Origin of the sequence: Enterobacter chuandaensis, assembly GCF_003594915.1 — a bacterium.
Classification (GTDB): Bacteria; Pseudomonadota; Gammaproteobacteria; order Enterobacterales; family Enterobacteriaceae; genus Enterobacter; species Enterobacter chuandaensis.
Window position 1 is genome coordinate 144,374 of sequence record NZ_QZCS01000002.1, and the last position, 25,382, is coordinate 169,755.

Annotated in this window: 28 protein-coding genes; 18 read left to right on the forward strand and 10 right to left on the reverse strand. The window is 54.0% G+C overall.

All coding sequences use genetic code 11. The annotated features are described in order from the left end of the window. The first annotated feature begins 4 nt into the window (after window positions 1–4). From lptE to lipA, 13 genes are all read left to right on the forward strand, one after another. On the forward strand, window positions 5–574 hold the full coding sequence (lptE, locus tag D5066_RS03865) for an LPS assembly lipoprotein LptE (RefSeq protein WP_119915105.1): 570 nt from the start codon (window positions 5–7) through the stop codon (window positions 572–574). Continuing rightward, window positions 574–1,605, forward strand: a complete 1,032-nt coding sequence (holA, locus tag D5066_RS03870) for a DNA polymerase III subunit delta (protein WP_080327901.1) — start codon at window positions 574–576, stop codon at window positions 1,603–1,605. Before lptE ends, holA begins: the two co-directional genes overlap by 1 nt. Then, entirely contained in the window at window positions 1,598–2,263 is a 666-nt protein-coding gene (nadD, locus tag D5066_RS03875; RefSeq protein WP_080327902.1) for a nicotinate-nucleotide adenylyltransferase, read from the forward strand. Before holA ends, nadD begins: the two co-directional genes overlap by 8 nt. Before the next feature lie 268 nt (window positions 2,264–2,531). After that, a complete protein-coding gene (gene rsfS / locus D5066_RS03880; RefSeq protein ID WP_003858696.1) occupies window positions 2,532–2,849 on the forward strand; it encodes a ribosome silencing factor in 318 nt (105 codons plus the stop codon). 3 nt (window positions 2,850–2,852) lie between these two features. Continuing rightward, entirely contained in the window at window positions 2,853–3,320 is a 468-nt protein-coding gene (gene rlmH / locus D5066_RS03885) for a 23S rRNA (pseudouridine(1915)-N(3))-methyltransferase RlmH (RefSeq protein ID WP_003858701.1), read from the forward strand. A 28-nt stretch (window positions 3,321–3,348) separates the two neighbouring features. Then, window positions 3,349–5,250, forward strand: a complete 1,902-nt coding sequence (gene mrdA / locus D5066_RS03890) for a peptidoglycan DD-transpeptidase MrdA (RefSeq protein ID WP_080327903.1) — start codon at window positions 3,349–3,351, stop codon at window positions 5,248–5,250. A 2-nt stretch (window positions 5,251–5,252) separates the two neighbouring features. Continuing rightward, the gene (mrdB, locus tag D5066_RS03895) at window positions 5,253–6,365 is read left to right on the forward strand and encodes a peptidoglycan glycosyltransferase MrdB (RefSeq protein ID WP_013097590.1); all 1,113 of its coding nucleotides are present in this window, start codon (window positions 5,253–5,255) and stop codon (window positions 6,363–6,365) included. Window positions 6,366–6,381: 16 nt separating this feature from the next. Then, window positions 6,382–7,476, forward strand: coding sequence for an endolytic peptidoglycan transglycosylase RlpA (gene rlpA, locus D5066_RS03900; protein ID WP_119915107.1), 1,095 nt, complete (start codon window positions 6,382–6,384; stop codon window positions 7,474–7,476). A 138-nt stretch (window positions 7,477–7,614) separates the two neighbouring features. Continuing rightward, entirely contained in the window at window positions 7,615–8,826 is a 1,212-nt protein-coding gene (gene dacA / locus D5066_RS03905) for a D-alanyl-D-alanine carboxypeptidase DacA (RefSeq protein WP_080327905.1), read from the forward strand. A 105-nt stretch (window positions 8,827–8,931) separates the two neighbouring features. Continuing rightward, on the forward strand, window positions 8,932–9,195 hold the full coding sequence (gene ybeD / locus D5066_RS03910) for a DUF493 family protein YbeD (protein WP_006177135.1): 264 nt from the start codon (window positions 8,932–8,934) through the stop codon (window positions 9,193–9,195). A gap of 95 nt (window positions 9,196–9,290) precedes the next feature. Next, window positions 9,291–9,932: a lipoyl(octanoyl) transferase LipB gene (gene lipB, locus D5066_RS03915; protein WP_080327906.1), complete on the forward strand. Its 642-nt coding sequence runs from the start codon at window positions 9,291–9,293 to the stop codon at window positions 9,930–9,932. Between the two features lie 291 nt (window positions 9,933–10,223). Then, window positions 10,224–11,177: a YbeF family transcriptional regulator gene (locus tag D5066_RS03920; RefSeq protein WP_119915108.1), complete on the forward strand. Its 954-nt coding sequence runs from the start codon at window positions 10,224–10,226 to the stop codon at window positions 11,175–11,177. A gap of 207 nt (window positions 11,178–11,384) precedes the next feature. After that, entirely contained in the window at window positions 11,385–12,350 is a 966-nt protein-coding gene (gene lipA, locus D5066_RS03925; RefSeq protein ID WP_080327908.1) for a lipoyl synthase, read from the forward strand. Between the two features lie 80 nt (window positions 12,351–12,430). On the opposite strand, the gene tatE is transcribed toward lipA, so the two are convergent. Further along, complete coding sequence (gene tatE, locus D5066_RS03930; RefSeq protein ID WP_028012332.1) at window positions 12,431–12,631, reverse strand: twin-arginine translocase subunit TatE; 201 nt, start codon at window positions 12,629–12,631, stop codon at window positions 12,431–12,433. 126 nt (window positions 12,632–12,757) lie between these two features. Continuing rightward, window positions 12,758–13,546, reverse strand: coding sequence for a deaminated glutathione amidase (locus D5066_RS03935; RefSeq protein ID WP_119915109.1), 789 nt, complete (start codon window positions 13,544–13,546; stop codon window positions 12,758–12,760). A gap of 67 nt (window positions 13,547–13,613) precedes the next feature. On the opposite strand from D5066_RS03935, the gene crcB reads away from it, so the two are divergent. Next, window positions 13,614–13,997: a fluoride efflux transporter CrcB gene (gene crcB, locus D5066_RS03940; protein ID WP_014882986.1), complete on the forward strand. Its 384-nt coding sequence runs from the start codon at window positions 13,614–13,616 to the stop codon at window positions 13,995–13,997. A gap of 219 nt (window positions 13,998–14,216) precedes the next feature. Here crcB and cspE read toward each other — a convergent pair whose 3' ends face one another. Both cspE and pagP read right to left on the reverse strand, forming a co-directional pair. Further along, the gene (gene cspE / locus D5066_RS03945) at window positions 14,217–14,426 is read right to left on the reverse strand and encodes a transcription antiterminator/RNA stability regulator CspE (protein WP_002439184.1); all 210 of its coding nucleotides are present in this window, start codon (window positions 14,424–14,426) and stop codon (window positions 14,217–14,219) included. A gap of 190 nt (window positions 14,427–14,616) precedes the next feature. Further along, window positions 14,617–15,192 carry a lipid IV(A) palmitoyltransferase PagP gene (pagP, locus tag D5066_RS03950; RefSeq protein WP_080327910.1) on the reverse strand — a complete coding sequence of 192 codons (576 nt, stop codon included), beginning with the start codon at window positions 15,190–15,192 and terminating at the stop codon, window positions 14,617–14,619. Window positions 15,193–15,626: 434 nt separating this feature from the next. Here pagP and dcuC point away from each other — a divergent pair, with 434 nt between their 5' ends. Continuing rightward, complete coding sequence (gene dcuC, locus D5066_RS03955; RefSeq protein WP_080327911.1) at window positions 15,627–16,994, forward strand: anaerobic C4-dicarboxylate transporter DcuC; 1,368 nt, start codon at window positions 15,627–15,629, stop codon at window positions 16,992–16,994. Window positions 16,995–17,088: 94 nt separating this feature from the next. Continuing rightward, a complete protein-coding gene (rna, locus tag D5066_RS03960; RefSeq protein WP_119915110.1) occupies window positions 17,089–17,898 on the forward strand; it encodes a ribonuclease I in 810 nt (269 codons plus the stop codon). On the opposite strand, the gene D5066_RS03965 is transcribed toward rna, so the two are convergent. After that, window positions 17,892–18,509 (reverse strand): flavin reductase family protein, encoded by a 618-nt coding sequence (locus tag D5066_RS03965; protein ID WP_119915111.1) that lies wholly within the window; start codon window positions 18,507–18,509, stop codon window positions 17,892–17,894. The two genes, rna and D5066_RS03965, sit on opposite strands and share 7 nt — an antisense overlap. 268 nt (window positions 18,510–18,777) lie before the next feature. On the opposite strand from D5066_RS03965, the gene rnk reads away from it, so the two are divergent. Next, window positions 18,778–19,188, forward strand: a complete 411-nt coding sequence (gene rnk / locus D5066_RS03970) for a nucleoside diphosphate kinase regulator (protein ID WP_080327914.1) — start codon at window positions 18,778–18,780, stop codon at window positions 19,186–19,188. A gap of 123 nt (window positions 19,189–19,311) precedes the next feature. On the opposite strand, the gene D5066_RS03975 is transcribed toward rnk, so the two are convergent. Then, entirely contained in the window at window positions 19,312–20,550 is a 1,239-nt protein-coding gene (locus D5066_RS03975) for a zinc-dependent alcohol dehydrogenase (RefSeq protein WP_080327915.1), read from the reverse strand. 180 nt (window positions 20,551–20,730) lie between these two features. Between D5066_RS03975 and uspG the strand changes: the two genes are divergently transcribed. After that, the gene (gene uspG, locus D5066_RS03980) at window positions 20,731–21,159 is read left to right on the forward strand and encodes a universal stress protein UspG (RefSeq protein WP_080328170.1); all 429 of its coding nucleotides are present in this window, start codon (window positions 20,731–20,733) and stop codon (window positions 21,157–21,159) included. Between the two features lie 39 nt (window positions 21,160–21,198). Here the strand turns inward: uspG and D5066_RS03985 are convergent, their stop codons facing one another. From D5066_RS03985 to D5066_RS04000, 4 genes are read right to left on the reverse strand one after another with little or no spacing between them, the layout of a single operon-like run. Beyond that, window positions 21,199–21,966 carry a dimethyl sulfoxide reductase anchor subunit family protein gene (locus D5066_RS03985; RefSeq protein ID WP_119915112.1) on the reverse strand — a complete coding sequence of 256 codons (768 nt, stop codon included), beginning with the start codon at window positions 21,964–21,966 and terminating at the stop codon, window positions 21,199–21,201. Then, complete coding sequence (locus tag D5066_RS03990; protein ID WP_119915113.1) at window positions 21,966–22,523, reverse strand: 4Fe-4S dicluster domain-containing protein; 558 nt, start codon at window positions 22,521–22,523, stop codon at window positions 21,966–21,968. The genes D5066_RS03985 and D5066_RS03990 overlap by 1 nt, the downstream gene beginning before the upstream one ends. Further along, window positions 22,520–24,796 (reverse strand): molybdopterin-dependent oxidoreductase, encoded by a 2,277-nt coding sequence (locus D5066_RS03995; RefSeq protein ID WP_119915114.1) that lies wholly within the window; start codon window positions 24,794–24,796, stop codon window positions 22,520–22,522. Before D5066_RS03995 ends, D5066_RS03990 begins: the two co-directional genes overlap by 4 nt. Beyond that, window positions 24,793–25,215: a TorD/DmsD family molecular chaperone gene (locus tag D5066_RS04000; protein ID WP_276330548.1), complete on the reverse strand. Its 423-nt coding sequence runs from the start codon at window positions 25,213–25,215 to the stop codon at window positions 24,793–24,795. Before D5066_RS04000 ends, D5066_RS03995 begins: the two co-directional genes overlap by 4 nt. Window positions 25,216–25,382: the final 167 nt, after the last annotated feature.

A 25,382-nucleotide genomic window follows, 5' to 3' on the forward strand; every position in this document is an offset into this window, starting at 1 on the left:
AAACGTGCGACAACTGGCAACAATACTCTTATCTCTGGCGGTGCTTGTCACCGCGGGTTGCGGCTGGCACCTGCGCAATACCACGGCAGTGCCACCTGAGATGAAAACGATGATCTTTGATTCCGGAGATCCAAACGGACCGCTCAGCCGGGCAATCCGCAATCAGCTGCGTCTGAATGGCGTTGAGCTTATTGAAAAAGGTACGCTGCGCCAGGATGTACCGTCTCTGCGCGTACTGGGAATGACGCTGGGACAGGATACGGCGTCCATCTTCCAGGACGGCCGCACGGCTGAATATCAGATGGTGCTGTCGGTCAACGCGGCTGTACTGATCCCGGGTAAAGACATCTACCCGATCAGCGCAAAAGTGTATCGTTCGTTCTTTGATAACCCGCAAACGGCGCTGGCAAAAGATGCCGAACAGCAGATTATCATCAATGAAATGTACGACAAGGCGGCGGAACAGCTGATCCGCAAACTGCCAGGTATTGCAGCGTCGACAAGAGAAGGTTCTGACATTGTTGAGAAACCGGACACCGGCACGATTCCTGCTGCCACCTCTCTGGGTAAATGATGATCAGGCTGTATCCTGAACAACTCCGCGCGCAGCTCAATGAAGGGCTGCGCGCGGCGTATCTGCTACTCGGAAACGATCCGTTATTGCTTCAGGAAAGCCTGGATGCCGTGCGGCATGCCGCCGCCGCGCAGGGCTTTGATGAACACCATACCGTCCAGCTGGATAATAATACCGACTGGAATACCCTCTTCTCACTCTGTCAGGCGATGAGCCTTTTTGCGTCGCGCCAGACTATTCAGATCCTGCTGCCGGAGAATGGCCCTAACGCGGCTATCAATGAACAGCTGGCCACGCTCGTCAGCCTGCTTCACAGCGATCTGCTGCTGATTGTGCGCGGCAACAAGCTCACCAAAGCGCAGGAAAATGCGGCGTGGTTCACCCAACTCGCGACCCACGCAGTGCAGGTCACCTGCCAGACACCTGAACAGGCGCATCTGCCAAAATGGGTGGCGGCAAGAGCAAAGCAGAACAATCTTCAACTGGATGATGCAGCGAATCAGCTGCTTTGCTACTGCTATGAAGGCAACCTGCTGGCCCTGGCACAGGCGCTGGACAGGCTCTCCCTGCTCTGGCCGGACGGTAAACTGACGTTACCACGCGTTGAGCAGGCTGTTAACGATGCCGCACACTTCACGCCGTTCCACTGGGTTGATGCATTGCTGTCGGCGAAAAGTAAACGCGCCCTGCATATTCTGCAACAGCTGCGTCTGGAAGGCAGTGAACCCGTCATTCTGCTGCGTACGCTGCAGCGTGAACTGCTGCTGCTGATTACGCTCAAACGTCAGTCTGCCCATACGCCGCTGCGCGCTCTTTTTGATAAACACCGGGTGTGGCAAAACCGCCGGGCGATGACCACTGAGGCCATCAACCGCCTGAGTCATGAACAGCTGCGTCAGGCTGTGCAGCTTCTGATGCGCGCGGAGCTCACCTTAAAACAAGATTACGGCCAGTCGGTGTGGGCGGAGCTGGAAAGTCTTTCCCTGCTGCTCTGCCACAAGGCGCTGGCAGACGTTTTTATTGATGGATAGTATGCATTCTTTACAGGCCCTGTATGGCGGCACCTTCGACCCGGTACATTACGGACACCTGAAGCCGGTGGAAATTCTGGCGAATCTGATTGGCCTGCAGCGCGTCACCATCATGCCCAATAATGTCCCGCCGCACCGTCCCCAGCCTGAGGCCACCAGCGAGCAGCGAAAAGAGATGCTCGCTCTGGCTATTGCAGATAAACCGCTCTTCAGACTTGATGAACGGGAATTGCGTCGCGACACCCCTTCGTGGACATCGCAAACGCTGCAGGAGTGGCGGGCCGAGCAAGGGCCAGACCAGCCGCTGGCCTTTATCATTGGCCAGGATTCCCTGCTCAACTTTCCTACATGGCATAAGTATGAAACCATTCTGGAGAACAGCCATCTGCTCGTCTGCCGCCGTCCGGGTTATCCGCTGACCATGCGCGAAGAGCAGTACCAGCAGTGGCTTGAAGACCATCTCACCGCCAACGTTGAAGATCTTCACAACCAGCCTGCCGGGAAGATTTATCTGGCGGAGACGCCGTGGTTTGATATCTCAGCCACCCTCATTCGTGAGCGTTTACAGCAGGGTTTAGCGTGTGACGATCTGCTTCCCGCCCCGGTGCTGGCGTATATTCATACACATGGTTTGTATCAGAAAAGCGCAGATAAATAACCGGAAGACATAAAAAGCGGCTTATTGATCATCCTGCCTTGACAGGTTAAGCCATACTGTTATCCTCCGCTGCCAGACTTTCCCGCCGATCATTGCTTTACAGAAATTGTTTTACAAAAATGGCGATGCAATCTCAGGCGGAGGGTGGGATGATACCCGCCTTCAAAGGCCCGGCCGGTGACATTTGTCCCGACAAGGGCGTCAGTTCAGGTATACTGTCTGGCTACGAATTCATAGTTGCACAATCTCATTCACCCAGGGGGAAAACTTGCAGGGTAAAGCACTCCAGGATTTTGTTATCGACAAAATTGATGACCTGAAAGGTCAGGACATCATCGCTATCGACGTTAAGGGTAAATCCAGCATCACCGACTGCATGATCATCTGCACCGGGACCTCTACGCGTCATGTTGTTTCGATTGCTGACCACGTGGTTCAGGAATCGCGCGCAGCAGGACTGTTACCGCTTGGCGTTGAAGGTGAAGCGACCGCTGACTGGGTGGTTGTTGACCTCGGCGATGTGATTGTCCATGTCATGCAGGAAGAGAGCCGTCGCCTGTATGAGCTGGAAAAACTCTGGGGTTAATGCGTGAAGTTGCAGCTGGTCGCCGTCGGCACCAAAATGCCGGACTGGGTACAAACCGGTTTTACTGAGTATCTGCGTCGTTTTCCTAAAGATATGCCGTTCGAACTGGTGGAAATTCCCGCCGGGAAGCGCGGCAAGAACGCGGATATCAAACGTATTCTCGATAAAGAGGGCGAACTGATGCTGGCTGCCGCAGGCAAGAACCGCATCGTCACCCTCGATATTCCAGGTAAACCCTGGGATACGCCGCAGCTGGCGCACGAACTGGAGCGCTGGAAGCAGGATGGCCGTGACGTCAGTCTGTTGATTGGCGGACCAGAGGGGTTATCCCCCGCCTGCAAAGCGGCAGCAGAACAAAGTTGGTCACTCTCTGCGCTGACGCTGCCCCACCCGCTCGTGCGGGTCCTGGTAGCAGAAAGTTTGTATCGCGCGTGGAGCATTACTACCAACCACCCTTATCACCGCGAGTAATGACTGACCAGGGTAGATTAAGCAGCGGATGAAACTACAGAATTCTTTTCGCGACTATACGGCTGAGTCCGCGCTGTTTGTGCGCCGGGCGCTGGTCGCCTTTACGGGGATTTTGCTGCTTACCGGCGTGCTGATCGCCAACCTTTATAATCTGCAAATTGTCCGCTTTACCGATTACCAGACGCGTTCAAACGAAAACCGCATTAAGCTGGTGCCTATCGCGCCCAGCCGCGGCATTATCTACGACCGTAACGGCACCCCGTTGGCGTTAAACCGCACCATCTATCAAGTCGAGATGATGCCGGAAAAAGTCGATAACGTGCAGAATACGCTGGAGGCGCTGAGAAGCGTTGTCGATCTTAACGATGACGATATCGCGGCCTTCAAGAAAGAGCGCGCCCGCTCTCACCGTTTCACCTCCATTCCGGTGAAAACCAACCTGACGGAAGTCCAGGTCGCCCGTTTTGCGGTGAACCAGTACCGCTTCCCCGGCGTGGAAGTGAAGGGGTACAAACGTCGCTACTATCCTTACGGCTCCGCGCTGACGCATGTGATTGGCTACGTTTCCAAAATTAACGATAAAGACGTCGAGCGCCTCGATAAAGACGGCAAGCTGGCGAACTACGCCGCAACGCACGATATCGGCAAGCTGGGGATTGAACGCTACTACGAAGATGTCCTGCACGGGCAAACCGGCTATGAAGAAGTCGAGGTTAATAACCGTGGCCGCGTCATCCGCCAGCTTAAAGAAGTGCCGCCTCAGGCGGGGCACGACGTCTATCTGACGCTCGATCTCAAACTGCAGCAGTATATTGAAACCCTGCTGGCAGGCAGCCGTGCCGCCGTGGTGGTCACCGATCCGCGCACCGGCGGCATCCTGGCCATGGTTTCCATGCCAAGCTATGACCCGAACCTCTTTGTTGACGGTATCTCAAGCAAAGACTACTCCGGCCTGCTCAATGATCCTAACACCCCGCTGGTGAACCGCGCCACGCAAGGCGTTTACCCTCCGGCATCAACGGTTAAACCGTACGTGGCGGTCTCAGCGCTGAGCGCGGGCGTCATCAACCGCAATACCAGCCTGTTTGACCCGGGCTGGTGGCAGCTGCCCGGCTCTGAAAAACGCTATCGCGACTGGAAAAAATGGGGCCACGGCCATCTGAACGTCACGAAATCTCTGGAAGAGTCTGCGGACACCTTCTTCTATCAGGTGGCGTATGACATGGGCATTGATCGCCTGTCTGAATGGATGAGCAAATTCGGCTACGGACACTACACCGGTGTGGATCTGGCTGAAGAACGTTCAGGCAACATGCCAACCCGTGAGTGGAAGCTGAAGCGCTTTAAAAAGCCGTGGTATCAGGGCGACACCATTCCGGTGGGTATCGGCCAGGGTTACTGGACGGCCACCCCGCTTCAGATGAACAAAGCGATGATGATCCTCATTAACGACGGCGTGGTTAAAGTTCCGCATCTGCTGCAAAGCACCGTTGAAGACGGCAAAAAAGTGCCATGGATCCAGCCCCATGAAGCGCCAGTGGGCGACATTCATTCCGGCTTCTGGGAAATAGCGAAAGACGGTATGTACGGCGTGGCAAACCGTCCGAATGGTACCGCGCACAAATATTTCGCCGGTACGCCATATAAAGTGGCCGCGAAATCCGGTACGGCGCAGGTCTTTGGTCTGAAAGCCAATGAAACCTATAACGCACACCGCATTGCCGAACGTCTGCGTGACCATAAACTGATGACGGCATTTGCCCCTTATGATAACCCGCAGGTGGCGGTGGCGATGATTCTGGAGAACGGCGGCGCTGGTCCGGCGGTAGGGACCATCATGCGCCAGATCCTCGACCACATTATGCTGGGTGATAACAACACCGAACTGCCGGCTGAAAACCCGGCCGCCGCTGCGGCGGAGGACCAATAATCATGACCGATAATCCAAATAAAAAATCGCTGTGGGATAAAATCCACATCGATCCAGCCATGCTGCTGATCCTGTTGGCTCTGCTGGTTTACAGCGCCCTGGTTATCTGGAGCGCCAGCGGCCAGGACATCGGCATGATGGAGCGCAAGATCGGCCAGATCGCGATGGGGCTGGTTATTATGGTGGTAATGGCGCAGATCCCGCCGCGTGTCTATGAAGGCTGGGCGCCCTATCTCTACATCTTTTGCATTATTTTGCTGGTGGCGGTTGATGCGTTCGGTGCGATCTCAAAAGGGGCGCAGCGTTGGCTGGATCTGGGCGTTGTTCGTTTCCAGCCCTCGGAGATTGCCAAAATCGCGGTCCCGTTGATGGTGGCGCGCTTTATCAACCGCGATGTCTGTCCGCCGTCGCTGAAAAATACCGCCATTGCCCTGGTGCTGATATTCCTGCCGACGCTGCTGGTTGCGGCGCAGCCTGACCTCGGCACCTCGATCCTTATCGCCCTCTCCGGCCTGTTTGTCCTGTTCCTTTCAGGCTTAAGCTGGCGTCTGATTGGTATCGCGGTGGTGCTGGTTGCGGCGTTTATCCCTATCCTCTGGTTCTTCCTGATGCATGATTATCAGCGTCAGCGCGTTATGATGCTGCTCGATCCGGAAACCGATCCACTCGGTGCGGGCTATCATATTATTCAGTCCAAGATTGCGATTGGCTCCGGCGGTCTGCGCGGTAAAGGCTGGCTGCACGGTACGCAGTCGCAGCTGGAGTTTTTACCGGAGCGTCACACCGACTTTATCTTTGCAGTACTGGCAGAGGAGCTGGGGCTGGTCGGCATCCTGATCCTGCTGGCTCTTTACGTGCTGCTGATCATGCGAGGTTTGTGGATTGCCGCCCGCGCGCAAACAACCTTTGGCCGCGTCATGGCGGGTGGATTGATGTTGATTTTATTCGTTTATGTCTTCGTAAATATTGGTATGGTGAGTGGTATTCTGCCGGTGGTAGGCGTACCGCTGCCGCTGGTGAGTTACGGAGGCTCGGCACTGATCGTGTTGATGGCCGGGTTTGGTATCGTGATGTCGATCCACACCCACAGAAAAATGTTGTCAAAAAGCGTATAAAAATAAGGGGATCGGAATGCGTAAGCAGTGGCTGGGGATCTGCATTGCGGCAAGTTTACTTGCGGCCTGCACAAGTGATGATGGTCAGCAACAGGCAACCGTCGCGCCACCGCAGCCTGCGGTGTGTAATGGCCCGATCGTTGAAATCAGCGGCGCCGATCCCGTTTACGAACCGCTGAATGCCAGCGCGAATCAGGATTACGAACGCGACGGCAAAAGCTACAAAATCGTACAGGATCCTTCCCGCTTCAGCCAGGCTGGCTTTGCCGCCATTTATGATGCTGAGCCGGGCAGTAACCTGACGGCATCGGGTGAAACATTTGACCCAATGCAGCTGACCGCAGCACACCCGACGCTGCCGATCCCAAGCTACGCCCGTATTACCAACCTGGCGAACGGCCGTATGATCGTCGTGCGTATTAACGACCGTGGCCCATACGGTAATGACCGGGTGATTTCCCTGTCCCGCGCATCTGCCGATCGCCTGAACACCTCGAACAACACCAAAGTCCGCATTGACCCGATTATCGTGGCGCAGGATGGTTCGCTCTCCGGGCCAGGAACCGCGTGTACCACGGTGGCGAAACAGACTTACGCTCTTCCCGATCGCCCAAATCTGGACGGCGGCATGGGAAGCGTCTCTTCTCCGGCTGAGCCTTCTCAGCCCGCGGGCGAAATTCGCCCAATCAGCAATGACACGCTGCAAAGCGATGATTCCACTGGCGCACCGGTAAAGAGTAGCGGCTTTCTTGGCGCACCGACGACCTTAGCCTCGGGCGTGCTGGAAGGCAACGAACCGGCACCTGCGCCGGTTACCGCCCCCACTGCACAGCCTGCGACTGTAACGGCTCCGGTCGCGACCCAGAGCGCGCCCGCAGCAGCCAGCGGCGGCTTTGTCGTTCAGGTGGGTGCCGTCAGCGATCAGGCCCGTGCCCAGCAGTACCAGCAACGTCTGAGCCAGCAGTTTGGCGTACCCGGGCGCGTTGAGCAGAACGGTGCCGTCTGGCGTATTCAGATGGGGCCGTTTGCCAGCAAATCGCAGGCAGCATCCCTGCAGCAGCGTTTGCAGAGCGAGGCGCAGCTGCAGTCCTTTATCGCTGTTGCGAAGTAATTAATCGGCGGTATCCGAAATGTCAATTTGTGTAAAACACATTCACAAACTCATGCTTAAAGTCGGATGCCTGCCTGAATAGCATTTGCTATAGTAGGGCACTTTTTTAATTCCATCACGGATGTCGTAGTTCTGACCATGAAGACCACTTTTTCTGCTCGTTTTGTGCAGCGCATGGCGCTGACCACGGCCCTTTGCGCGACTGCACTCTCTGCAGCTCATGCTGATGACCTGAATATCAAGACCATGATCCCTGGCGTTCCGCAAATCGATGCGGAATCTTACATCCTGATCGATTACAACTCTGGCAAAGTGCTGGCAGAACAGAATGCCGATGCCCGCCGTGACCCGGCCAGTCTGACCAAAATGATGACCAGCTACGTTATCGGCCAGGCCATGAAAGCCGGCAAGTTTAAGGAAACGGATCTGGTCACCATCGGTAACGATGCGTGGGCAACCGGGAACCCTGTCTTCAAAGGTTCCTCCCTGATGTTCCTGAAACCAGGAATGCAGGTTCCGGTTTCTCAGTTAATCCGTGGTATCAACCTGCAGTCCGGTAACGATGCCTGCGTCGCCATGGCTGATTTCGCCGCCGGTAGTCAGGATGCCTTCGTTGGCCTGATGAACAGCTACGTGACTGCGCTGGGTCTGAAGAACAGCCATTTCCAGACCGTACACGGTCTCGATGCAGACGGTCAGTACAGCTCCGCGCGCGATATGGCGCTGATTGGCCAGGCGCTGATCCGCGACGTTCCTAACGAATACTCCATCTATAAAGAGAAAGAGTTCACCTTCAACGGCATTCGTCAGACCAACCGTAACGGCCTGCTGTGGGATAACAGCCTGAACGTTGACGGCATCAAAACAGGTCATACCGATAAAGCCGGTTACAACCTGGTAGCCTCTGCGACGGAAGGCCAGATGCGTCTGATTTCTGCCGTGATGGGCGGTCGCACCTTTAAGGGCCGTGAAACCGAAAGCAAGAAGCTGCTGACCTGGGGCTTCCGCTTCTTCGAAACCGTGAACCCGCTGAAAGCAGGGAAAGAGTTTGCTTCTGAACCCGTCTGGTTCGGCGATAACGACCGTGCTTCCCTGGGCGTGGATAAAGATCTGTATCTGACCATTCCGCGCGGCCGCATGAAAGATCTGAAAGCGAGCTACGTGCTTAACACAACTGAGCTGCACGCCCCACTGCAGAAAAACCAGGTAGTGGGCACCATCAACTTCCAGCTGGACGGCAAAACAATCGATCAGCGCCCGCTCGTGGTGCTGGAAGAAATTCCTGAAGGCAATTTCTTCGGCAAAATCATTGATTACATTAAACTGATGTTCCATCACTGGTTTGGCTAAAAATCGAACACTTGAAAGTGTGATTTTGATCCCCATATACTAAGTATCCTGATAACTCCCACCCGACGTGGGAGTTATTCTTTTTGACGTTACGCCGGAGCTGACATGAAAACCAAACTTAACGAACTGCTTGAATTCCCTACCTCATTTACCTACAAAGTAATGGGTCTGGCGAAACCTGAGCTGGTTGATCAGGTGGTTGAAGTGGTACAGCGCCATGCGCCGGGTGACTACTCTCCGTCAGTAAAACCAAGCAGCAAGGGCAACTACCACTCGGTTTCTATTACCATCACTGCCACACATATCGAGCAGGTTGAAACGCTGTACGAAGAGCTCGGCAATATCGAAATTGTTCGTATGGTGCTGTAGTCCCTTTGCGGTTACCCGGTTTACCGGGTAACCCCTCTCCCCCGCTGTGATATACTCCCCCGCATCTTTTGTCCCTCGTCTTCGGAGACGCAGTTTTGTATCAGGATAAAATTCTGGTCCGTCATCTCGGGCTGCAACCTTATGAGCCTGTCTCCCAGGCTATGCATGACTTCACCGATTCACGCGATGACACCACCCCTGATGAGATCTGGCTGGTCGAACACCTGCCGGTGTTTACACAGGGTCAGGCGGGTAAAGCGGAACATTTATTAATGACGGGCGATATCCCGGTGATCCAGAGCGATCGCGGGGGTCAGGTGACTTACCACGGGCCTGGTCAGCAGGTGATGTATGTCATGCTTAACCTGAAGCGCAGAAAGCTGGGTGTGCGTGAGCTGGTGACGTTACTGGAACAAACCGTCGTCAACACGCTGGCGGAATATGGTATTGATGCGCATCCGCGTGCCGATGCGCCGGGCGTCTACGTTGGCGAAATGAAGATTTGCTCTCTGGGGCTACGTATTCGTAAAGGCTGTTCTTTCCACGGTCTGGCATTGAATATTAATATGGATCTTACGCCTTTCCAGCGCATAAACCCCTGCGGCTACGCCGGCATGGAAATGACGCAAATGCGCCAGTGGGTCGATACCGCTACGCCAGATAATATACGTCCGGTTCTGCTGAAGAACGTGTTAGCGCTACTTAACAATCCCCCGCACGAATATATCCCTGCTTAATATATCATACAGAATGGCTCGATAATTTGACGGGCCACTGTTTATTTACCGCTTTTACGCTTTACAATAATCCGCAGATTCTATATTTTCGAAGCGCCCGAATATTGCCGTTACATATTATTTAGCCTCCGGTCAGTACGGCATACACAGGCTAAGTAACTTGAGTGATAATCACACAACTGTTTGTTTTTGATAAACAAGTGAAACAAAACAAACACTTTACGAATCTCTACAAGCATAATAAATAAATTCAACTATCATTCATGTTGTGAATGTATACGGAGTAAAAGCGTGGAGTATAATAATTTACCAGCCAAACGCCTGAATGACCCTGGTGGCGAAGACAAGCCGCAAATTTTTCGGACTTTACGTAATATTGATCTCAATTTACTGACTATTTTTGAGGCAGTATATGTCCATAAGGGTATCGTTAACGCTGCGAAAATTCTTAATCTCACGCCATCAGCAATAAGTCAGTCAATTCAAAAGCTGCGCGCTATATTTCCTGACCCGTTATTTATTCGTAAGGGCCAGGGCGTTACGCCGACGGCTTACGCCACGCATCTCCATGAGTACATCAGCCAGGGGCTGGAGTCGATTCTCGGTGCGCTGGATTTAACCGGAAGCTATGACAAACAGAGAACTATCACCATCGGCTGCTCTCCTTCCGTGGGCGTGCTGGTGATGCCTGCCATCTTCCAGGCCGTGAAAGAGCATGCGCCTCAGCTTCTGCTGCGCAATGTGCCTCTCAGCGAGCCTGACGTTCAGCTTGCCCAGTTCCAGACCGATCTGATTATTGAAAGCGGCAGCTTCAATGCCCGAGCGCTGGGGCAAAATGTGCTTTATGCCGATAACCTGGTTCTGGTTTGCCGCCAGCAGCACCCCGTTCTTAGCGAGCCGTTGACCATTGAGAACCTGCGCAACTACGACCACTCGTCTTTCATGACCGAAGGACAATCGAATCATGCCCTGCGCCAGCGTATTGATGAAATTTTCCCGGAACGTCAGATCAGCTTTAGTAGTTACAATATGTTCACCACCGCCTCCCTGATTGGCAGCAGCGATATGCTGTGCATCATGCCTTCACGCCTGTATAACCTGCTGCGTAAACTCTGGCCGCTGGAGAGTATTCCGCTCAGCCAGCTCAATGCGGAATCTATAGAAATTTCACTGCATTACAATAAACTCAGTTTGCGCGATCCGGTTCTGGAAAACGTCATCCGCATTATCCGCCAGGCCTTCTGACAGTATGTGCCAGCACAAGCCCCTGCCACATGCAGGGCAAAAGGCACAAAACAACAACTATTTTACAAATTGGCGACCTGGCAGGCTGCTTTAACGACCGTTTCAATGATATACTGCCTGTCGTTCTTTCAAAAATAGTTGATAAATACAACATTCCCTTGAATTGAAACGCTTTCCTTCGATATTCGCAACTGGAACACGCACGCTATGAGTAAACCCATTGTGATGGAACGCGGTGTTAAATACCGCGATGCCGATAAAATGGCCCTTATCCCGGTTAAAAACGTGGCTACAGAGCGCGAGGCGCTGTTAAGAAAACCGGAATGGATGAAAATCAAACTTCCGGCCGACTCTTCGCGTATCCAGGGGATCAAAGCGGCGATGCGCAAGAATGGTCTTCACTCCGTTTGTGAAGAAGCGTCTTGTCCGAACCTTGCTGAATGTTTCAACCACGGCACCGCGACGTTTATGATTCTGGGTGCCATCTGTACCCGCCGCTGCCCGTTCTGCGATGTTGCTCATGGCCGTCCAGTCGCACCTGATGCTAACGAACCCCAGAAGCTGGCACAAACCATCGCCGATATGGCGCTGCGTTATGTGGTTATCACATCCGTTGACCGTGACGATCTGCGTGATGGTGGAGCTCAGCACTTCGCTGACTGTATTACTGCCATTCGCGAGAAAAGCCCGAGCATCAAAATCGAGACCCTGGTTCCTGACTTCCGCGGCCGTATGGACCGCGCGCTGGAGATCCTGACCGCAACGCCACCAGATGTGTTTAACCACAATCTGGAGAACGTTCCACGCCTCTACCGTCAGGTGCGTCCGGGAGCCGACTATAACTGGTCTCTGAAACTGCTGGAGCGTTTCAAAGAAGCGCATCCACATATTCCTACTAAGTCAGGTCTGATGGTCGGTCTGGGTGAAACCAATGACGAAATCATCGAAGTGATGCGCGATCTTCGCCGTCACGGTGTGACCATGTTGACCCTGGGACAGTATCTGCAGCCAAGCCGTCACCACCTGCCGGTACAGCGCTACGTGAGCCCGGACGAGTTTGACGAGATGAAAGCCGAAGCGCTGGCGATGGGCTTTACCCACGCAGCGTGCGGTCCGTTTGTTCGCTCCTCTTACCATGCGGATATGCAGGCAAAAGGCGAAGAAGTTAAATAGTGCTGTAATATCTGTTTACAGTAATACAAAAAAACCGGCCTCATGAGCCGGTTTTTTTCGCAAGCCCTCAGGCATTGCCGTTACTCTTTGTGGGAAAGCTTCTCTGCCGGGATGTCGTCAGCGCTTTTCTTCGCGGCTGCATCATCGTCGTTCATTGCTTTCTTGAAGCCTTTGATGGCAGCCCCCAGGTCACCACCCAGCGTACGTAACTTCTTGGTACCAAACAGCAGGACGACCAGTGCGGCAACCACCAGCAGTTTGGTAATACTAATCTCACCCATAGATACCTTCTTTACATAAAACAGGCTGCATTCAGCGCCAAAAACCCGATCATATTAACGGTCATCTGGCGCGTGCACACAATAGCAATCTGTAACAAGGTGAATCAAGCATTGTTGAAAAAAACATCACAATAATTGCGGTGGCGCAAAGCGTCGGTTCCTTAGAACAGGTAATTGCTGACGCGCAAGCGCAATTCTTTCTAAAATTATCTCCGCCATCAGCAGAGCTGGCGCTTCTGCGGCGGCGGCAATCGTGACGCCCAGCGGATCCACCACTCTGCTCTGCCCGATGTTTTTATTGCCGCACTCTCCGGCGGCAACAACATAACAGGTTGTGTCCAGCGCGCGCGCCGCAAGCAGCGTTGACCAGTGATGCTCTTTTAGCGGCCCCTTGACCCATGCGGCAGGCAGTACCAGCACGTCAGCACCCTGTAGCGCCAGGTGCAGTGCCAGCTCCGGGAAACGCAGGTCATAGCATGTCATCAGCCCAACCTTAAATCCGTCAATCTCGATGAGCGGCGGAACGCCCTCTCCCGAATCAACGCGCCGGGATTCCTGAACGCTGAACGCATCGTAAAGGTGAAGCTTGGCATAGTGCGCCACAATGGCACCACCGCGGATAGCCACCAGCGTATTCACTGCACGACCCGGCGCGGAGGGAATATGGATCGTTAAGATCGTTGTCATCGTATTGCCCGTGCTCTGGGCGAGCAACTGCTGTAAAAATTCGCCATCCAGCGGCTGCGCGGACTTCACGGATAAATCCGGGTCATTATCATCTCTCGCCAACAGCGCCTCGGGAAGCACCAGTAGTGACGCGCCCTTCTCCCGGGCCTGTTCCATCAGGTTGACGCATTGCAGTGCGTTAACCTGCCAGTCAGGCGTGACCGCAAACTGCCCTACCGCAACATACATATTTGTCCCCTCATCCTAAACAGCGTTAAACTCGCTACTCTTACACATCAAATAGCAGGTATTTAGCGTGTTACAACTCCTTTTAGCTGTTTTTATTGGTGGGGGTACGGGTAGCGTTGCGCGATGGTTCCTGAGTATGCGGTTTAACCCTCTGCATCAGGCGATTCCCATGGGGACACTGGCCGCCAACCTGATCGGAGCCTTTATTATTGGCATGGGGCTGGCCTGGTTTAACCGGATGACGCATATCGATCCTATGTGGAAGGTGTTGATTACCACGGGCTTCTGCGGCGGTTTGACCACCTTCTCTACCTTTTCTGCAGAAACGGTCTTTCTCTTTCAGGAAGGTCGTATCGGCTGGGCGCTGGTGAATATCGCGATCAACATGCTCGGATCTTTCGCGATGACGGGGATCGCATTTTGGCTATTTTCCTCTGTGAGCACACATTAACCGCCGGAGCGTTAATGTTGGCTTAATTTTTCTCTGTCACTCTGAGGGCAATACTGAACGAGGGTGACAGAATGAAACAGAGTTTGATGAGCGCAGGCATGGTGTTGGTGAGCGTACTGATCGTTGCCAGCTTCCTGAAAATGTACCTGATTGGCTGATTCATAACGAAAAAAACCCGCTCAGTGAGCGGGTTTTGAAATTCTTGCTGACGCGTCTGAATTACAGAGCGATTACGTTAGCAGCAGAAGGGCCTTTGGCACCGTTAGTGATTTCGAACTCTACGCGCTGACCTTCAGCCAGAGTTTTGAAACCATTAGACTGGATTGCAGAGAAGTGTACGAACACGTCTTTGCTGCCATCTTCAGGAGTAATGAAACCGAATCCTTTGGACTCATTAAACCACTTAACGTTACCTTTAATCTTAGACATCAAAATTACCTTTACATTAAAAAACGACACAAATGCTGTATCGGTTACCAGTACATCAATTGTGGGACCTTTTGTCCAGCGGATCTTTGATAAAAAGTGACTAAAGTCGCGTTAATTTTCACTGGTAGATTTTTATCGCTTATGAATCAACGGCTGCGCGTTTTTTCACCAGAACGAGCCGTTTTTACAGTTAAAACTGAAAACGCATCCAGGCGAAGTAAACGTTACCGTTGTTATACGTCCCCGGTATGTAGGTCATCTGGAACGTTGCAGGGCCATAGCCAATAGAGGCCAGAGGCAGCAGCACCGGGATCGGAATGTAGTTCCAGTTATCGCGCGCCGTCACCCCTGCGGTGTAGCCCAGACCCACATGGAAGTTCTCATCCGCCAGCGGGCGCCAGGTTTTTTCCCAGCCGTAGCCGCCAATCGGTTCCCACTTGTTAAAGGAATCTTTAAAGGCCATCAGGTAGATGCCATGCCAGTTTCCCTTTTCATCCCAGCGCGACTGACCAAAACCGGCGCCCCACGGACGCTCGTTGTATTTATCTGTTTTCTCTTTGTCATAAGCAAAACGCGCGTGCCACGTTATTGCCGGAACATAGAGATCATAATGTTCAGGCGCTGACCAGGTCTGCGAAACATTATCCGTAAAGGTCGAGAACCAGCCTTTATCCGTCGCGTTGTCATCTGCCTGTGCAACAGAAGAAAACGTTAACTGACCAAAAATAAACACTAAAATAGAGAAAAAAGTATTACGTACGATCACAATGCAATTACCATTCTTAATATTCGAAGCAAAGTTTACCACAAAATAGTTGAACCAAGACTTAACGGCATCAGCACTACTCCTAAATATCAGCCCTCTTAACGGGAATATTCTTAACGCAATACTCAGGCCAACCCGAATAAACCCATACAGTGTACGTCTATTAGGGAGTGACCGGTCCCTGTGGCAACAGGCCGGACCACACAAAGCATTAACATTTTGTTATCATTAAAGAGACATGCTACGTTATTTTGGGCGGTCAACGTTGTGATGAAATAAATGTCTGAGCCATAACAAAAACACTGTTATGCTGCTTCTTAGTCGTCTCTTTATTGATTTTAATCAGCAAAGGTAGCCCATTAATTCGGCACATTTTCATCCTTCTTTTTTTATTAATTATTTGTATCTCAGGGCAAAAAGGCACAGGGGAAATCATGCTTACGTTTATCGAACTCCTTATTGGGGTCGTCGTCATTGTCGGTGTAGCGCGCTACATCATAAAAGGATACTCAGCCACAGGCGTATTATTTGTCGGTGGCTTAACGCTGCTGATTATCAGCGCATTAATGGGTCATCAGGTGTTACCTGCCAGCGCAACCAGCACGGGCTACACCGCCACGGATATTGTTGAATACATTAAAATCCTGCTGATGAGCCGTGGTGGCGATCTCGGTATGATGATCATGATGCTGTGCGGTTTTGCGGCCTACATGACCCATATCGGCGCAAATGACATGGTTGTTAAGCTTGCCTCGAAGCCCCTGCAGTACATTAACTCACCGTATCTGTTGATGGTCGCCGCCTATTTCCTCGCCTGCCTGATGTCGCTGGCCGTTTCGTCGGCAACCGGTCTTGGCGTACTGTTAATGGCCACGCTGTTCCCGGTGATGGTGAACGTCGGCATCAGCCGTGGCGCAGCGGCAGCTATCTGCGCCTCCCCGGCAGCCATTATTCTCTCCCCGACGTCTGGCGACGTTGTGCTGGCGGCAAAAGCCGCCGAGATGTCGCTTATCGACTTCGCCTTTAAGACCACGCTGCCGATCTCAATCGTTGCCATTGTGGGAATGGGCATCGCGCACTTCTTCTGGCAGCGCTATCTCGATAAGAAAGAGAACATCAGCCATGAAATGATGGATGTCAGCGAAATCACCACCACCGCGCCTGCGTTCTATTCCATTTTGCCGTTCACGCCGATTATCGGCGTGCTCATTTTTGACGGAAAATGGGGCCCGCAGCTGCACATCATTACTATTCTGGTCATCTGTATGCTGTTGGCCGCCGTACTGGAGTTCGTGCGCGGTTTCAACACGCAAAAAGTCTTCTCTGGCCTTGAGGTCGCGTATCGCGGGATGGCAGATGCGTTTGCTGGCGTGGTGATGCTGCTGGTTGCAGCAGGTGTCTTTGCCCAGGGTCTGAGCACGATCGGCTTTATCCAGAGCCTGATCTCCATCGCCACCTCGTTTGGTTCGGCCAGTATTATCCTGATGCTGGTCCTGGTGGTACTCACCATGCTGGCGGCGATGACGACCGGCTCCGGCAACGCCCCTTTCTACGCCTTCGTTGAGATGATCCCGAAGCTGGCTCACTCGTCCGGTATCAACCCGGCTTATCTTTCCATTCCCATGCTCCAGGCGTCAAACCTGGGTCGTACCATCTCGCCTGTTTCGGGCGTGGTGGTTGCGGTAGCCGGGATGGCAAAAATCTCGCCGTTTGAGGTGGTGAAACGCACGTCCGTGCCGGTGCTGGTTGGGCTGATCATCGTCATTATTGCCACCGAAGTGCTGGTGCCCGGCGCCGCCTAAGTGAAATTACTGATTTCCAATAAGCGCCTGCGGGCGCTTTTTGTGCTTTAATAACCCGGAGAAATTAATCGCGCACAACCAATCAGGAAATTACATGTTCAGGAAGGATATCGTTATCCCGTCTGGCGCAGTAGCGCTTGCACTCAGTGTCTTCTCAGCACAGGCCGAGCCCCTCAAGGCCACGCAGTATGGCGATTTCGACCGCTACGTGCTGGCTCTCTCCTGGCAAACCGGATTTTGTCAGAGCATGGTCGAGCGTAACCGCAATGAGCCGGATGAATGTCGTCTGCAAAAAGAGAACGAAAATAAAGCCGATTTTCTGACCGTTCACGGGCTATGGCCCGGCCTGCCGAAATCCGTTGCCGCACGCGGCGTGGATGAACGTCGGTGGATGCGATTTGGCTGCGCCACGCGTCCCATTCCCAACATGCCGGAAGTAAAAGCCAGCCGCAAATGCGCGGCAGCCGAAACCGGTCTGTCGCTTTCCGGCGCGGCGAAACTGAACGAGGTGATGCCGGGCGCGGGGGGAAACTCCTGTCTGGAACGTTACGAATATGCCAAACATGGCGTCTGCTTTGGTTTTGATCCCGATGCCTATTTCGGCACCATGGTGAGAATGAACCAGGAAATGAAAAACAGCGCCGTCGGTCAGTTCCTAGCGAAAAACTATGGTAAAACCGTCAGCCGTAGCGACTTTGACAACGCCGTTGCCAAAAGCTGGGGCAAGGAAAATATCAAAGCGTTCAAGCTGACCTGTAACGGCAACCCGGCGTATCTGACCGAGATGCAAATTTCGCTAAAAGCAGACACCATTAACAGCCCGCTGTCTGCGGCATCCTTTGCCCCGCAGCCCCATCCGGGCAACTGCGGAAAGCAATTCGTGATCGATAAAGCCGGTTACTGACCCACCACCGGGCGTACCAGATCAAAGCGATGTTCGTCACTGATGCCATAGTAAGCCGTCGGCCCACCCGCTCGCAGGATGGGCTGCGCTTTCGCCGTCTGGTATATCCCCTCTTCCAGCAGCGTTTCGGCAATATGGATACCCACCACTTCCCCCAGCACCAGCCAGGTGTCAATCGGTGTACCGTCGGCTCCGGTAAGCTGAATGCACTGCGAAAGACGGCACTCAAAATTGACCGGACTTTCCGCCACGCGGGGGGCGCTCACCAGCTTGCTGGCAGCAGGCGTTAATCCTGAAAAAGTAAATTCGTCCTGGTCGTGAGGCAGCGTGGCAGAGGTCTGATTCATCGCTTCCGCGAGCTCCCGCGTCGCCAGGTTCCAGACAAACTCCTTTGTTTCAACAATATTACGCACGCTGTCTTTCCAGCCGTTGCTGGAAAAACCGATGATCGGCGGGCGATAGTTGAAGCAGTTAAAGAAGCTATACGGTGCGAGGTTCATCAGGCCGGCCTGATCGCAGGAGGCGATCCAGCCAATCGGACGGGGCCCGATAATGGCGTTCAGCGGGTCATGCGGCAGGCCGTGCCCCTGAGACGGTTGATAGAAGTACATAGTGCTCTCTCGTTGGTGGGCGGTCGCGAATGACGCTTCGCGCAGCACCCGGGTTCAGGAGATTCAGCGTAACGTAATCCGCCCGGAATTGAGACTGAATAAATTTCAGCGAAAATTCATATGGACCATGAATGTGACTTTCATCACTTCAAACTTGCGCGTTCAGCCAGTATCATCGGGAGAGTTAAACCCTCGCTGCCAGACGGCGAGGGTTTTCTTTTGGATTGGTTTCTGCGTTAGACGCAGCATTAACGACATGGAGTAAAAAATGTCCAGACCTACAATCATCATTAACGAGCTCGACGCAGAACGTATCGACAGGCTGCTGGAAAAAGCAGAGTTTGCCTCACTGCCGGTGGCCGATGCCCTGAATGAGGAACTCGACCGGGCGCAGATGTGCTCGCCGGAGTCGATGCCGCACGACGTGGTCACCATGAACAGCCAGGTGAAATTCCGCAACCTGACTACCGGGGAAGAGCTGACCCGCACGCTGGTTTACCCAGCCCAGATGACGGACAGCGCCGCGCAGCTTTCGGTACTTGCGCCGGTAGGGGCCGCACTGCTGGGGTTGCGTACGGGCGATACCATCCACTGGGAATTGCCGGGCGGCGCGTCCACCCATCTGGAAGTGCTGGAACTGCTTTACCAGCCAGAAGCGGCGGGCGATTACCTGCGTTAATTCCCTTCTGAACAAGCGCTACCCGCGTTGCACAGAGGATGCACCTGCATCCTCTTTCCGGGCATCTTCAGCCGATTGTGCTACATCGCGGTACGGTATCATAAATGCCACTGATGAGTGACCTCACACCACCCCACCCGGGAAGGCATTCACCAGCCCTTTAACCTTCTGCTCTGCGGCCTCAGGCGTTTCTGCGCCCGGCACCAGAATGACCTTGCGGCACTCTTCTTCCCGTTTTTCGAAAATCTTATAGGCGCGTTCCGCGTCAGCAAGCGGAAGATAATGGGTCACAATCTCTTCCGGCGTCAGCAGCCCTTTTTCGATCAGCGGTAACAGTTCACCCAGCCAGGCATGAACATGCGTCTGGCCCATCTTAAACGTCAGCCCCTTGTCGAAAGCATCCCCAAACAGGAAGCCATGGATAAACCCGGCGTACACGCCGGGAACGCTCACCACGCCGCCGCGGCGAACGGCAGCGATACACTGACGCAGCGCTTTGCCGCTGCTGCCTTCAATTTTAAGGTTGCTGAGGATCGTCTCCGTGGTGCTGCCTTTGGCTTCAAACCCGACCGCGTCAATGACGGCATCGACACCCCGCTGCCCGGCGGTTTGCTCAATAATTTTTTCCGCCGCATCGTTATCATCATCGAAGTTGATGGGAATGGCACCGTAACGCGCCTCGGCAAACCGCAGCCGGTAGGGGTGATGGTCAATAACAAAGATCTGCTCAGCCCCTAACAGCCGCGCGCAGGCAATCGTCAACAACCCCACCGGCCCGGCACCGAAAACGGCGACGCTGGAGCCTTTTTCAATCTGCGCATTTTTTGCCGCCTGCCAGGCGGTAGGCAGAATATCTGACAGGAAAAGTGCTTTATCATCAGACAGCAGCTGGGGCACCTTAAACGGCCCCACGTTACCTTTCGGCACGCGCACGTATTCCGCCTGTCCACCCGGCACGCCGCCGTAGAGATGGCTATAGCCAAACAGCGCGGCTGGCGCGGGGATTTGCTTTTTGTTCAGCGCTGCACCCTGCCCGCTATTGGTTTTCTCGCAGGCCGCGTACTGTTGCATCTGGCAAAAAAAGCAGTCACCGCAGGCGATAACAAAGGGGATCACCACGCGATCGCCTTTTTGCAGGTCCTTCACCTCTCGACCGCACTCGACAATCTCGCCCATAAATTCATGTCCAAAAATATCACCGTGCTGCACCTTCGGGATCTTTCCGCGATAGAGATGCAGATCGGAGCCGCAAATCGCCGTGGCCGTCACGCGCAGGATGATATCGTCCGGCTGTTCAATGATGGGATCGGGGACATTATCGACTCGAACATGGTGCGGACCGTGGTAAGTGAGTGCTTTCATGCGACCTCCGAAAGGTTCAGGTAAGTTTATAAAGGGTAGCTACCCCTGAAAGTCTGCCGGAGAATACGCACCTTTTGAGATTTATCCTGGCGAGATAAGAAAAGTGCCGAAGCGATTACAGAAACCATTCACATTTTGTGGTTGAATGTATCCAGCGTTTATAAACAAGGAGAAACGGTTATGTATAAGACAATCATTATGCCGGTTGATGTTTTCGAAATGGAACTGAGCGACAAGGCTGTACGCCACGCGGAATTTCTCGCGCAGCAGGATGGGATCATTCATCTGCTGCATGTTTTACCGGGCTCGGCCAGCCTGAGCCTGCACCGCTTTGCCGCCGACGTCCGTCGCTTTGAAGAACATTTGCAGCACGAAGCCGAAACGCGCCTGCAGACCATGGTCGGGCACTTCAGCATCGACCCTTCCCGCATTAAAACCCACGTCCGGTTCGGTAGCGTACGCGATGCCGTCAATGAACTGGCCGGAGAGCTGAACGCAGACGTGGTGGTGATCGGTTCACGCAACCCTTCCATTACCACTCATCTGCTGGGGTCGAACGCGTCCAGCGTGATCCGCCACACCCACATTCCGGTGATGGTGGTCCGGTAAATGCCCATAAAAAACCCCGCTTTCGCGGGGTTTTGTTTATCAGTACAGATGACCAATATTGACGATAGTGCTGACGGTATCACCGAAGAAGGTCAGACGGCTGAGCACCACGCCCACCAGCAGGATCGCGAATATCGCTTTTTGCATCGGCTGGTGCTTCAGCGACAATGCGCCTCCCACGATGCAGCACAGCAGGCTGCCCAGGTAGAGCGGCGAGCTTAGCCAGGCGTGAGCGGTCATTTTCATGATGGTGCCGCCGCTGAGCCACATCACCGGCGCGGCAATCAGCAGCGCCATCAGGGCGATAATCCCCTGACGCAACGCGGCGTTTGATGCTTTCAGCCCAAGCAGCGGTGCTGCTGCACAGCCCATCACCCAGACGGTCGCAAAGAACAGCATCATGGTGATGCCGTTGGCAATGGCCTGCATCGCCGGTGCCGCGTAGGTCATCCCCTGCACCACCACCAGCAGGATCCCGAACAGGGACGCCAGCAGCGCCGCGCCTTTGTTTCCCTTACTCAGGAAGGCCAGCCCAATCATGGCGCCATACAGGGTCGCGCCCAGAATCTCGCGGCTCAGCCAGGCATGTTTCAGGTTAATCAACGCGTTGTAAGCATGTTCCGGGTGCGCCAGATGCAGCACCGCGGCGATGGAGGCCACGCCCAGAATCAGCCCGGTAATCAGCCAGTGAAGGCGGGTGCCATGCACTTCACCACGCAGCGTGCGCCAGGTCAGGAGCAGCGTCATCCCGACGGACATCTGGCTCAGCACGGTAAAGATAACGAGCGGTATTTCATACTTTTCCATTATTTATCCCCCGGCTGTTTTGGCTGACGGGCCAGAATAAAGCGCGTACCCGGATTAAGCTGAGGCATCTTCGGGAAGCCCGGCGGATACTGCACGGCATTGTTCGGCAGCGAGTCGGCATCCAGATCGATAATAGTCAGCGCGCCGACCGGACAGGCGTTAACGCAGGCCGGGGCCATACCGATATCCAGACGTTCATAGCACATGCTGCACTTCTCAGCCTTTTGCGTCTCTTCATTGAAGCGCGGCGCGCCGTACGGGCAGTTACGGATGCAGTTTTTACAGCCGATGCAGCGCTCAGGGTTATGCACCACCACGCCGTCATCACGTTTGGTGTAGGCTTCCACCGGGCACGCCGCCAGACAGGCCGGGTTTTCACAGTGGTTACAGGCCAGCGAGAAGAACGCACGCTCCTCGTGCGGATAAATTTCTTTATCCAGCGGATAGACATAGCGCCAGAAGCGATCCGGCTCAAGCTGGTTAAAGCTCTTGCAGGCCATAGCGCATCCGCGGCAGCCAATACATTTATCACTGTTCACTAAAAATGCGCGTCTCATGCGTCTGCTCCTTCATTCGCGATAAGGGCAATGTCAACAAACTGGCTGTGGATCGCCGCGCCAGGCGCGCCGCTTGCCATTTTGCCCATATCGGCTGGCGTATCTTTCACGACGTTCTGCACGTTGTACTTAAGCTTGTTAAACCAGGACTCATACATCACCAGGAAATCTTCCGGCACGTTGGTGGTGATCTTCGCCCGCAACTCCACTTCACCCACCTCGTTGAACACGCGGACTCTCGCCAGCTCGCGGATGCCTTTCTTCTGCGCGGCAGCCGGGTGGATATAGACAAACGGCTCCGGCCAGAAGACCTGCATCCAGTCGAGGTTGACGAACTGGGAGTGAAGGCCGTACTGCAAATGTGGGGTAAAAAGATGGAACGGCAGCTTGCCCTCTGCGGCAGGCAGATACTCCGGCAGCGCTTTATGGCCGTTCTTTTCACACAACTCGGAGAGGAACTCATACTTGCCCGATGGCGTTTTAAACTTACGATCGTGCCAGGCCGCCGAGTTGACCATTTTGGCTTTTACCGGCCCATTCAGCAGATCGTCCCACGAGCGGATGCCGAACTGCTTCGCCATGCCGTCGTTAAATTCAAGATCCAGCCATTTTTTCTGGTCAATGTCCTGCGGGAAGGTGCAGGAGCCCGGCTCCAGTTTGTTGATGGTGCGCGAGAGCAGCACGGCAATATCCAGATCGCTCTTGCACTCGTACATCGGCTTAATGGCCGGTTCATTCACCGACAGCCAGTAATGCCAGTATGAGGACGACAGGTTCCAGTGTTCAAAGGTCGTGGTCACCGGCAGCACGATATCGGCATGCTGCACCGTCTCGTTGAAGAACTGATCGACGCAGACCACCATCTCCAGCTTGCTGAAGGCTTTTTCCATTTTGTTGCGGTCAAAGTCCTGCGCGAACGGGTTCTTGCACGCGACCCACAGCATGCGGATGGGCGGATCGTTGGCATCGAGAATGCTCTGCGCGGTCTGGTTCAGGTTCAGCGCGCGGTCGGAATAGTGGCTCTTTTCGCCGCTGTCGCTGACGAACTCGCCTACCGGGCCGCTTTCGCCCACCATGCCAACAGACCCAACCGGTGGCTTCTGCGTCATCGCATGATAGTTGTAACCCCAGGTCTGAAGATGACCGTAGCGGGCACCACCGCCTTCCACACCGATGTTGCCGGTCATAGCAACAAAAGCATCGATGGCGCGCACGTTCGCTCCGCCGTTGACGTGGCGCTGCATCCCGTAACCGATCCAGACGGTGGCAGGTTTGACCGCAGTGAACTCTTCCGCCAGTTGGCGAATCACCTCTGCCGACAGGCCACAGATTTCAGACGCCCACTCAACGGTGATACTGCTGCGCAGATACTGTTCAAACTCCGGGAAGCCGTGCGCGAAGTTGTTTACAAACTCCTGGTCGACGCGGCCAATATCCAGCAGGTGGCGCGCCATACCCAGCGCCAATGCACCGTCTGAGCCAGGACGCACGCGCAGGTACAGATCGGCTTTCGCGGCGGTTTGCGAGAACAGCGGATCAATGACCACCACTTTCGCTCCCTTCTCACGCGCCTGATAGATGTACTTCATGGTGTGCATGGAGCACCATGCCGGGTTTGCGCCCCAGATAATGATGTATTTGGCTTTGACCAGATCTTCCGGGTCGTTGCACCACATGTCGCCCATGTCGTAGTGCTGGGCGTCAATCCCTGCTGGCCAGCATGGCGTACCGGCAAAGCGCGTGGTGTAACCGAGAGAAGACATCATCCCCTCCACGGCATAGCTCATGACGCCCAGGTTGCCGGAGTATTTCGACAGCGCCAGGCCGAGCATGGAGCCGTCTTTCTTCTTGATTTCCAGCATTTTGCTGGCGATGCGCTGCATGGCCTCATCCCAGGAGATACGACGCCATTTACCGCTGCCGCGACCATCCTGGATCATCGGATATTTGATACGGTCCGGGGAGTAGACGCGACGCGGGTAGGTCAGCCCTTTCACGCACGGCGCGCCGTGGGTAAAGGTGGACTCGCTCGCCCCGTCAACGAAGGTGATCACGTCATCCTTGACCCACGTTTTCAGGCTGCAGGTGTCGTAGCAGTTACGCGGGCAGGCGTTACGGAAAATTTTATACGTTTTCGGGTTAAACGGAATGGGGGGCTGTGCCAGAGCACATCGGGAAGATAATAGTCCGCCAGGTAATGCGGCGACGGTACCCAGCGCAATCAGTCCTTTTAAAAAGGAGCGCCGGTTTAGCTGCCCTTTATCAATACTCATAATATTACTCTCGTCTTTAATTCATCAAACCAATTAGTCATCTGTAACGCGAGACATTTAATTGCGGATGTTTTCGCGCAATCATTTATTTTTGCGATAAACGCGGGGAGCCATAATTCAAGATGCCCCTGCACAAAGCGGGCGAGTGCATCATGATATTGCGGCGAATGTCTGGCATGCGCGGAGAGCATCACCACCAGCTCCATTTCATAGCTGACGTGGTCGTCGGGAACGCTATTTTCCTCGGTGACAGTTAGCCCGATGCTGCGCAGGAATTCGCGTACGCTCAGCGTTGTGGCCCCCATCAGCAGAGGCTCATCGTCCAGATACACCGAGGCATATGGCGGCGCCAGCAGCGTTGCCGGGCCGACAAACAGGGCGTTGAAGTCATACTCAACGTCTAACGCCTCATCCTGCAGTCAGGCTCCGCGCTCCGGGAATAAATGGCGTAACGAGGCGCATCGCGATGTCATATCCGCCGCGTTAAAAAAATCACGAAACAGTAATCCCTTTATTTCAAACGGGGTTAATGCCTCATATATTGAAGGGGTGAATATATTCTTATCATTCATGTTAAATATAAATA